Origin of the sequence: Micrococcus sp. HMSC31B01 (genome assembly GCF_001816085.1) — a bacterium.
GTDB lineage: Bacteria > Actinomycetota > Actinomycetes > Actinomycetales > Micrococcaceae > Micrococcus > Micrococcus luteus.
Map to the genome: position 1 here is coordinate 1 of NZ_KV825076.1, position 9,588 is coordinate 9,588.

Below are 9,588 nucleotides of genomic sequence, written 5' to 3' on the forward strand. Positions count from 1 at the left end.
CAGCTCACGGCGGGCGTGCTTGGTGCGGTAGCCCGTGCGGCCCACCAGGTGGGAGGCCACCGGGGCCGTGACCATCTGGGTGATCCACGCCAGGAACAGCACGGGCAGCCACACCCACGACCGCCACACGATCCCCAGCCCGGCGAGCATGAGCAGCAGGCCGAGGACCTGCGGCTTGGCGGCGGCGTGCATGCGGGCCAGCAGGTCCGGGAGCACGAACAGGCCCACGCCGGCCACCAGGGAGAAGAAGGCGCCGCTGACGAGCAGGAACGCGGCCAGCCAGTCCAGGAGCGTGGCGGTGTCGGTCATCGGCCCTCCTCCCCGCCCGGCACGTCCGTGGTGCCGGGCACGCGCGCCTGGTCCTCGAGCGAGTGGTCCGGGCGCCGGTCCTCCGCGAAGCGCGCCACCGTCACCGAGCCGACGAAGCCGACGGTGGCGGCCAGCACCACGAGGACCACGTGGTGGGTGTGGCGGTGCACGGCCATCTCCAGGACGAGCATCCCGGAGAACACCACGAGCAGCACGTCCGTGGCGACCGCCCGGTCCAGCAGCGAGGGGCCGCGCACGATCCGGTAGAGCGCACCGACGGCGCCGACCACGAGCAGCGCCCCGCCGACCCACGTGGCCAGGTCCATGGGGTCCATCAGGCCTCCTCCTTCGGGGGGCGGGCGGCGGGGGGCGCCGAACTCGGGAAGCGGCGGACCAGCTCGAGGTCCTCACGCGTGCCGACGGCGCGGATGATGCCCGCCTCCACGTCGAGGGCCTTGGCGCGGAAGCCCTCCACGTCCTCGTCCGTGGTCGCGTCGAGCACGTGCAGGTACAGGACGGAGCGGACCCGGTCCACGTCCAGCACGATCGAGCCCGGCACCAGGACCAGGGCGTGGCTGACGAGCGTGATGATGAGGTCGTCGTGGCTGCGCAGCGGGACGCCCACGATCGAGCCGCGGGCGCGGCGGCCACGCAGCAGCACCACCCCGGTCACGTTGACCGAGGCGCGCACGACGTCGACGAGGAACCGCACCGTGAACACGAGGGACCACCAGGGGTTCAGACGGCCGCTGAACGGGATGCTCGGCATCGGGAAGAGCCCGAGGATCAGCAGCGCGAAGGCGAGGCCGGCCAGGGCCACGTGCGGGGCGAAGTCCTGCCACAGGGCGCACCACACGGCCACCATCACGAGGATCAGCGGCCACTGGGCCACGATGCCCCGGACCCGGTCGGGGCGCACCACGTCGCGGCGGGCGGAGTCACTTCCGGGCATCGTGCACCTCCGTCGGGTCGACGCTGAGGGTGGCCGCGGCCCGCTCGGCCGCGGCGTCGTCGAGCACCGCCGCGATGTAGGGCGAGCGGTCGAGCATGTCCGTGGCGGCCTCGTCGGCCAGGGCGAACAGCGGACCGGCGGCCACCGTGAACACCAGCGTCAGGCCCACGAGCGCCGTGGTGGGCAGCACGAGGCCCGGCTCGAGCGGGCGGGGGCGCTCGCCACGGGCGACGGCCCGCTCGTAGGCGGCCACGAGCTGGGCGGGCGGGTGCTCCAGGTCCTCGACGCGGCGCCAGAACGCGCGGGTCCACACGCGCACCACCACGAGCAGGGTCAGCAGGGACACGAGCAGGGACACGCCCACCAGCGTGTAGGCCAGGGGCGTGGCCTGCTCGACGCCGCCGCGCAGCAGGCCGACCTTGCCGAGGAAGCCGGAGAACGGCGGGATGCCGCCGAGGTTGAGCGCGGGCACGAGGAACAGGACGCTCACGAACGGGGAGACCTTCGCCAGGGACCCGAGGCGGTCGATGTTCGCGGTGCCGGCGCGGTTCTCGATCAGACCCGTGACGAGGAAGAGCGTGGTCTGCACGGTGATGTGATGGGCCACGTAGTACACGGTGGCCGCCAGCCCCGCCTCCGTGGCCAGGCCCAGGCCGAAGATCATGTAGCCGATGTGGGAGACGAGGATGAAGGACAGGATGCGCTTGATGTCCGTCTGGGCCAGCGCGCCGAGGATGCCCACCACCATGGTCAGCGCGGCCACCACGAGCAGGAGCGCGTTGACGTGCTCCCCCGGGAAGAGCAGCGTCTCGGTGCGGATCATCGCGTATACGCCGACCTTGGTGAGCAGGCCCGCGAACACCGCGGTCACCGGGGCGGGCGCGGTGGGGTACGAGTCCGGCAGCCAGAAGGAGAGCGGGAACACGGCCGCCTTGATGCCGAAGCCCACCAGGAGCAGCACGTGCAGGACCATCTGCACGTCGGTGGGCAGTTCGCCCAGCTTCACGGCCAGGTCCGCCATGTTCACGGTGCCGGTGGCCGCGTAGATCATCGCGATCGCGATCAGGAACACCACCGAGGAGATCACGGAGACCACCACGTAGGTGACGCCCGCGCGGATCCGCTGGGCCGTGCCGCCCATGGTCAGCAGCACGTAGGAGGACGTCAGGAGGATCTCGAAGCCCACGTAGAGGTTGAACAGGTCGCCGGCGAGGAACGCGTTGGACACGCCCGCCACGAGGATCAGGAACGTGGGGTGGAAGATCGAGACCGGTCCGCCCTCGTCCCGGTTGATCAGCCCCTGGGCCGAGGCGTACAGCAGCACCGCCAGGGTGATCAGCGCCGACACCACGAGCATGAGGGCCGAGAGCCGGTCCACCACGAGGCTGATGCCCAGCGGGGCAGGCCAGCCGCCGAGGTGGACGGCCGCGACCCCGGTGTCCCAGACCGAGGCCAGCAGCAGCGCGTCCAGCACGAGGGTGAGCACGAGCGCGGAGACCGTGACGGTGATCTGCGCGCGGGGGCGGCGCACGAGCATGAAGGTCACGGCCGCGCCCAGCACGGGCAGCATGACGGCCAACGGGGCCAGGTCGGTCAGGGGGAGGGTGCCGATGCTCACGGGCGCGGCCCCCCGTCGGCGCGGTGGGCACGGACGACGGACGCCGGGCCGGGATGGGCGGGCGGCGTGGGCGAGGCGTGGCGCACGTGGGGTCGGGACTCCGTGGCGTGCTCGTAGTGGGCGTTGGGGTCCGCGGCGTCGTCCAGGAACTCGGAGGACTCCTCCACGAGCTCCGCGTCGTCCTCCGCGTCCCAGGCGGGCATCCGGGCGATCTTGACGTCCTCCGCATCCACCTCGACCTCGTCCTCGCGGATGAGCAGCCACGAGCGGTAGATCATGGCGGTCAGGAACGCGATCACGGCGAAGCCGATCACGATCGCGGTGAGGATCAGCGCCTGCGGCAGGGTGTCCGCGTACTCCCGCGGGTCGCGGCCCGGCACGAACAGGGGGGCCGCACCCGTGCCGCCGGACGAGAGGAACAGCAGCAGGACGGCGGCGTTGTTGATCAGCATGACGCCGATCAGGATGCGGGTCAGGTTGCGCTCGAGCACGAGGTGGATGCCGCCGGCGAACATCACGCCCATCGCGGCGAGCAGGGCCAGGTCGACGGTCGTCACGGGGTGGCCTCCTCGGGCTTCGGCGTGGACGGGGTGGCCATGCGGGGGTGGCGACGGCGGGCCGCGGCGCGCGCCCGCGCGCGGCGGGCCTCCTCGCCTCGGCGGTCCACCTCACCGCCGAGCGAGCGCAGCACGTCCATCACGAGGCCCACGACCACGAAGTACACGCCGATGTCGAACGCGGTGGCCGAGACGAGCTTCAGGGAGTCGCCGAACAGCGGCAGGTCGGTGAACTCGACGACGGCGGACTGCAGCACCTGACCGCCGAAGAACAGCGGCGCCAGGCCGGTGGCCGTGGCGATCGCCAGGCCCAGGCCGAGCATGGCGCCGGCCGGGATGAGCGAGGCCTCCTGCAGCTCGAAGCGGCCGCCGGCCAGGAACCGCAGCGTCAGGGCCAACCCGGCCAGCAGGCCGCCCGCGAAGCCGCCGCCCGGCGTGTTGTGCCCGGCCAGCAGCAGGTACACGGACAGCAGCATCATGATCGGGAACAGGAAGCGGGTGACCACCTCCAGGATGATCGAGCGCCGTTCGGGGGCCATCGTGTGCCCCGCCACGAGCCACTGGCCCTCGCGGTCGTCCACGGCGAAGCTGCGCACGACGGACAGCTCGCGCGCCCCGAGCGAGGAGTCGGCGCCGAAATCGCCGACGGAGCCGGGGGCGACGTCGTCGATGCTGCGGGTGCGCCCGTCCCGGTGCTGCAGGAAGATCAGCGAGGCCACCCCCGTGGCCGCGGCGGCGAGCACCGTGATCTCGCCCCACGTGTCCCACCCGCGCAGGTCCACGAGGGTCACGTTGACCGCGTTCAGCCCGTGGCCGTGGACGTAGGCCTGCTCCGGCATGGCCAGGGAGATGGGCTCGGCGGTGCGGGCGGTCAGGGCGGTGGCGGCGATCCACATCATGGACACGGCGAAGCCGACGGCCACGGTCAGCCGCCCGAGCCGCCGCGACCCGGTGCGGCGGGTGTGCCAGTCCGGAGGCAGCACGCGCAGGCCCAGGACCACGGTGACCAGGATGATCGACTCCACGAGCACCTGGGTGATCGCCAGGTCCGGGGCGCCGCGCAGGGCGAACAGGGCGGCCGAGCCGTAGCCGGTCACGGACACCAGCATGATCGCCATGAACCGGCGACGGGCGCGGACGGCGAACACGGTGGCCACGGCGATCATGAGGACGATGACCAGCTGCGCCGGGCTCTCCGCCCAGAGGAGGTCCCCGTCGAGGAACGCGGTGGCCAGGACGCGGTCCTCCCGCCCGACGGGGAACAGGAGGAAGGCGAGGGGCAGACCGGCCGCCGTCGTGAGGATGATGGCCAGGTAGCGCCGCAGGGAGCCGGTCTGGGTGCGGCCCGTGACCCAGATGGCGGCCTCGTCGAGGGCGCCGGTGATCTTCCGGTACGTGCGCAGGGCGTCGACCGGGAACTCGACGCGGCGCTGGAACGCCTCGAACCGGGGCCGGCCGAGGGCGAGCAGGGCGCCGAGCAGCCACACCGCGGCGGAGACGGCGAGGGCGGGCGTCCAGCCGTGCCAGAGGGCCAGGTAGGCCGGCTTCTCCGCCGGGTCCAGCGGCGGCAGGGAGCCCGTGTGGGCGGTGATGATCCCCTCCACCGGGCCGGGCAGGAAGGCGAGCACGAGGCCGACGAGCGCGAGCAGCGCGGCCGGGGCCAGCTCGAGGGTGGTGACGCGGGTGTGGAACTGCGTCTCCGGCACCGTCTCGCCCGCCTCGTCCCGCTTGACGGCGAAGCAGCCCCAGAGGAAGCGCCACGTGTAGGCCACGGTGAGCACGGACCCCGCGGCCATCAGCACGAGGGGCGCCCACGCCAGCAGGCCGCCGTGGCCCGCGCCGTGGTCTGTCAGGCTCTGCAGGACCGCCTCCTTGGCCACGAACCCGAACAGCGGGGGCAGGCCGGCCATGGAGGCGGCGGCCAGGACGGCGACGGCGGCGAGCACGGGATGGCGGCGGCCGATGCCGGAGAGCTCGCGCAGGTCGCGGGTGCCGGCCTCGTGGTCGATGATGCCGACCACCATGAACAGCGGGGCCTTGAACAGGGCGTGCGCCAGAAGCATCGCGAGGCCGGCCAGCGCCGCGTCGCGGACGCCCAGCCCGTTGGCCACCATGAGGAAGCCGAGCTGGGAGACCGTGCCGTAGGCGAGCACGAGCTTGACGTCGGTCTGCCGCAGGGCCCGCCAGCCGCCGAGCAGCAGGGTCCACAGACCCACGCCGATCACGAGGACCTGCCACATGGCGAGGCCGTGGAACTCCGGGGCCAGACGGGCCACGAGGAAGACACCGGCCTTCACCATCGCGGCCGCGTGCAGGTAGGCCGAGACCGGGGTCGGGGCGGCCATCGCGCCCGGCAGCCAGAAGTGGAACGGCGCCTGGGCGGACTTGGTCAGCGCACCGATCAGCACGAGGCCGACGGCGACCTCGAGCAGGACGCGCCCGCCGTCGTCCGCGAGGAGACCGGGGGCCGCGGCCAGCACGCCGGAGATCCGCCAGGAGCCGGCCATGTGGGCCAGCATGATCAGGCCCGCCAGCATGGCCAGGCCGCCGACCGTGGTGACGATCAGCGCGGTGATGGCCGAGCGGCGCGCGAAGATGCGGTGGCCGGAGTAGCCGATCAGCAGGAAGGACAGGACGGAGGTGACCTCCCAGAAGGTGTAGAGCACCATGAGGTCGTCCGTGGTGACGAGGCCGAACATCGCGCCGGCGAAGGCCAGCAGCTGGCCGCCGAACACGGCGTCCTTCGCCTCGTGCTCCCGGAAGTAGCGGGCACAGTACGCCAGCACCAGCGCACCGACGCCGAGCACGATCAGGGACATGAACGCGGAGAGCGCGTCCATGCGGAACGCGAGCGTGATGTCCAGGGACGGCACCCAGGGCAGGGACCGGTCCAGGTGCGCCGCCGAGGCCGGGACCGGCCGGCCGGCGTCGAGCGCCTCCTGCAGCGCGAACACGTGCGGCAGCTGGGTGAGCAGCCAGACGAAACCCGCCGCGGGAGCGGCGGCGAGCAGATAGAACCCCTGACGTCCCGTCCACCGGAAGATCACCGGGGCGGCGAGCGCGACGACGAAGAGCGCGGTCAGGGTGACGAGCATGCGGTCCCTTCGTCAGACACGGGCGAGGGTCCGGTCCAGCCTAGCGGAGGGACGCCCTCGGTCCGGGGTCAGCGGACCGATTCCGCGCTCCGCGTGATCGGTTCCGTGACCCGGGCGAACAGCAGCCCACCGGCCACGAGCACGACGGCGATCACGGGGATGACCACCCGGTTGTCCGGGTGCAGGGCGAGCGCGAGCGTCACGAGCGCGGGCGTGATGAACCCGACCGCGCGGCCCGTGGTGGCATACAGCCCGAACACCTCGCCCGCCGTCCGCGGCGTGGTGAGCCGGCCCAGGAACGCGCGCGAGGCCGACTGCACCGGGCCCACGAACAGGCACAGCGCCAGCCCGCCGACCCAGAACGCGAGGGTGCCCGAGGCGAAGAACAGCGCCCCGGCCACGAGGACCATGGCGGCCAGCGAACCGAGGATCACCCGGCGCGGGCCGACTGCGTCGTCGAGCTGCCCGCCCACGAAGGCGCCCAGGGCGGCCACCACGTTGGCCGCGATCGCGAACAGGACCACGTCCGAGGCCGCCAGCCCGTAGACCGTGGTGCCCAGGATGGCGCCGTAGACGAACACCGCGCCCACGCCGTCGCGGAACACCGCCGAGGCCACGAGGAACCACAGCGTGTTCCGGTCCTCGCGCCACATCCGGGCCAGCGTGGCCCCGAGCTCGCGGTAGGAGCCCAGCACCGACTCACGGCGCGGCCCGCCGTCCGCCGCCGGGGCGGGCGCCGGGTCCGGCACGGCCACCAGCACCGGGATCGCGAACACCAGGAACCACGCCGCGGCCACCAGCGCCACGACCCGGATGTTCAGCCCCTCGTCCTCCGTGATCCCGAACCAGTGCGCGTCCCCCGAGACGAAGCCCACGAACACGATCAGCAGCAGCAGGATCCCGCCGAGGTAGCCCGCTCCCCAGCCGATCCCCGAGATCCGGCCGATCGTGGCCGGCGTCGAGATCTGCACGAGGATCGCGTTGACCTGCACCTCCGCGAACTCGAAGAACACGGTGCCCAGGGCGATCAGGGTGACGCCCAGCAGCAGGGAGGACTCCCGGGGCGTGACGAAGAAGCACGCCGCGGTGCACGCGATCACCGCCGCCGTCATCACCCCCAGCCAGAGGCGGCGCCGGCCCGCGCCGTCCGCGCGCCGGCCCATCACGGGCGCGGTCAGGGCGATCACGACGCCGGCGATCGCCAGGGCCGTGGACAGCCACGCCGTGCCCCGCTCGTCCGGCCCGAACGCGTCCGAGGCCAGGTAGGTGCCGAACACGAAGGTGACCATGACCGCGTTGAACGCGGCCGAGCCCCAGTCCCACAGCGCCCACGCGGCCACCTGGCGGCGCGGGGCGGCGGAGGCGACCGGCGGGAGCGCGACGTCGGTCATCGTTCGATGCGGGTGAGGTGGAAGTCGCGGTGCGCCCGGGAGGCCGTGGGCCCGCGCTGACCCTGGTACCGGTTCTGGTTGGCCCCGGTGCCGTACGGCGACTGGGCCGCCGAAGAGAGCCGGAAGAAGCACAGCTGGCCGATCTTCATCCCCGGCCACAGCGTGATGGGCAGCGTGGCCACGTTGGACAGCTCGAGCGTGACGTGCCCGGAGAACCCGGGGTCGATGAACCCGGCGGTCGAGTGCGTCAGCAGGCCCAGCCGCCCCAGCGAGGACTTGCCCTCGAGGCGGGCGGCGAGGTCGTCCGGCAGCGTGACCGCTCATAGGTGGAGCCGAGCACGAACTCCCCCGGATGCAGGATGAAGGCCTCGTCCGGGTCCACCTCCACCAGCCGGGTCAGCTCGTCCTGCTCCTGGCGCGGGTCGATGTGCGCGTACCGGTGGTTGTCGAAGAGCCGGAAGAACCGGTCCAGGCGCACGTCCACGGACGCGGGCTGGACCATCGCCGGGTCGAGGGGGTCCAGGCCCACGCGCCCGGAGTCGAGCTCGGCGCGGATGTCGCGGTCGGAGAGCAGCACGGCTCAGTCCATCCGCACGACGACGGCCAGCGGGGTGCGCTCGCGGCCCTGGCCCAGCGGGTTGTCCGCGAAGGCGGCCTCGAGGGCGGCGGCCGACGCGGCCGTGTCCTTGCCGAGGGCGTTGCGGCCGATGTCGTTGGCGTCCATCACGACGGTGCCGGCGAAGGAGGCCTTCGCCCAGGCCGGGATGTCCGCCGCCCGGATCATCGCCGAGACCTCGGCGGCCACCCGGTCCGGCTCGGCCGGCGGCAGCTTGGCCGAGACGTTGGCCGGGAACGTGGAGTAGGTGGTGGGCCCGTCGATCGCGCGGACGTTGCCGCCCACCACGTTGTAGAACACACCGCGCTTGCCGGCGACCTTGCCGGCGGCGCCGGCGGCCGCGGAGAGCACGATGCGCGGCAGTCCGGCCTCCTGGATGGCCAGCTGCATGGTGGTGGGATCGCCCAGGCCGATGCCCGCGGGCGTGCGGGTGACCAGGCGGGAGAGGGCGCGCGCGGCCACGGAGGGGCGGACCTCCCACGTGTAGTAGGAGCGACCCTGGGTGATGGCCACGATCTTCTCGGACACGGAGAAGTGCCACGGGGCGTCCTGCGGCATCGCGTCCGCGGGCAGGTCGCGGAAGAAGTCCTCAATCTCGCCGCGCAGGTAGGCCTGCAGGTCCGTGTCCCGGTCCACCAGGCCGGTCTGCACAGGGAAGCGGCGGTAGCGGCGGCCGTCCTCGGCGGAGACCAGGTCGAGCTCCTTGCCCGGGTTCGGCTCGTGGTCCGGTTTGGCCGGTGCCGGGGCGGTGGGGGCCTCGTCGACCGCGGTGGCGGGGCCGGCCGGGGCGGCGTCCGCGTCCACCGCGTCGCGCAGCCAGAGCTCGAGGTTGAGCAGGCGCCAGAAGCGCTCGGGGTCGTGCCGGCGCGGGTGGGCGAGGAAGTCCTCGAAGAGCGCGCGGACGGTGGGCGCGTCGGCGTACGGGCGGGCGGCGAACGAGTCGGAGGCGAACACCTCGCGGACCGGCTCGCGCAGGGCGAGCAGCAGGCCGGCCGCGGCGTCGTCGTCCGCGTGGCGGGCCGGCGGGAGGACGGCGTCCACCAGGCCGGC

General features: G+C 73.1%; 8 protein-coding genes and 1 pseudogene. All 9 read right to left on the reverse strand.

The annotated features are described in order from the left end of the window. The coding region (gene mnhG, locus HMPREF3105_RS05120; protein WP_070708906.1) for a monovalent cation/H(+) antiporter subunit G at positions 1 to 309 on the reverse strand (309 nt) is incomplete at its 3' end. Then, on the reverse strand, positions 306 to 644 hold the full coding sequence (locus HMPREF3105_RS05125; RefSeq protein WP_070708907.1) for an MrpF/PhaF family protein: 339 nt from the start codon (positions 642 to 644) through the stop codon (positions 306 to 308). The genes HMPREF3105_RS05125 and mnhG, both read right to left, overlap by 4 nt. Further along, positions 644 to 1,261 (reverse strand): Na+/H+ antiporter subunit E, encoded by a 618-nt coding sequence (locus HMPREF3105_RS05130; protein WP_070708908.1) that lies wholly within the window; start codon positions 1,259 to 1,261, stop codon positions 644 to 646. Before HMPREF3105_RS05130 ends, HMPREF3105_RS05125 begins: the two co-directional genes overlap by 1 nt. Beyond that, the gene (locus HMPREF3105_RS05135) at positions 1,248 to 2,879 is read right to left on the reverse strand and encodes a Na+/H+ antiporter subunit D (RefSeq protein ID WP_070708909.1); all 1,632 of its coding nucleotides are present in this window, start codon (positions 2,877 to 2,879) and stop codon (positions 1,248 to 1,250) included. Before HMPREF3105_RS05135 ends, HMPREF3105_RS05130 begins: the two co-directional genes overlap by 14 nt. After that, complete coding sequence (locus tag HMPREF3105_RS05140) at positions 2,876 to 3,436, reverse strand: sodium:proton antiporter (RefSeq protein ID WP_070708910.1); 561 nt, start codon at positions 3,434 to 3,436, stop codon at positions 2,876 to 2,878. Before HMPREF3105_RS05140 ends, HMPREF3105_RS05135 begins: the two co-directional genes overlap by 4 nt. Continuing rightward, positions 3,433 to 6,531 (reverse strand): Na+/H+ antiporter subunit A, encoded by a 3,099-nt coding sequence (locus tag HMPREF3105_RS05145; protein WP_070708911.1) that lies wholly within the window; start codon positions 6,529 to 6,531, stop codon positions 3,433 to 3,435. The genes HMPREF3105_RS05140 and HMPREF3105_RS05145 overlap by 4 nt, the downstream gene beginning before the upstream one ends. Before the next feature lie 68 nt (positions 6,532 to 6,599). Further along, complete coding sequence (locus tag HMPREF3105_RS05150) at positions 6,600 to 8,054, reverse strand: MFS transporter (RefSeq protein ID WP_371441099.1); 1,455 nt, start codon at positions 8,052 to 8,054, stop codon at positions 6,600 to 6,602. Further along, positions 8,018 to 8,499: pseudogene (gene dcd, locus HMPREF3105_RS05155) on the reverse strand (dCTP deaminase); the annotation flags it as partial. The pseudogene dcd and the gene HMPREF3105_RS05150, both read right to left, overlap by 37 nt. A gap of 3 nt (positions 8,500 to 8,502) precedes the next feature. Next, a partial coding sequence (locus tag HMPREF3105_RS05160; RefSeq protein WP_070708913.1) for a hypothetical protein occupies positions 8,503 to 9,588 on the reverse strand: 1,086 nt, incomplete at its 5' end.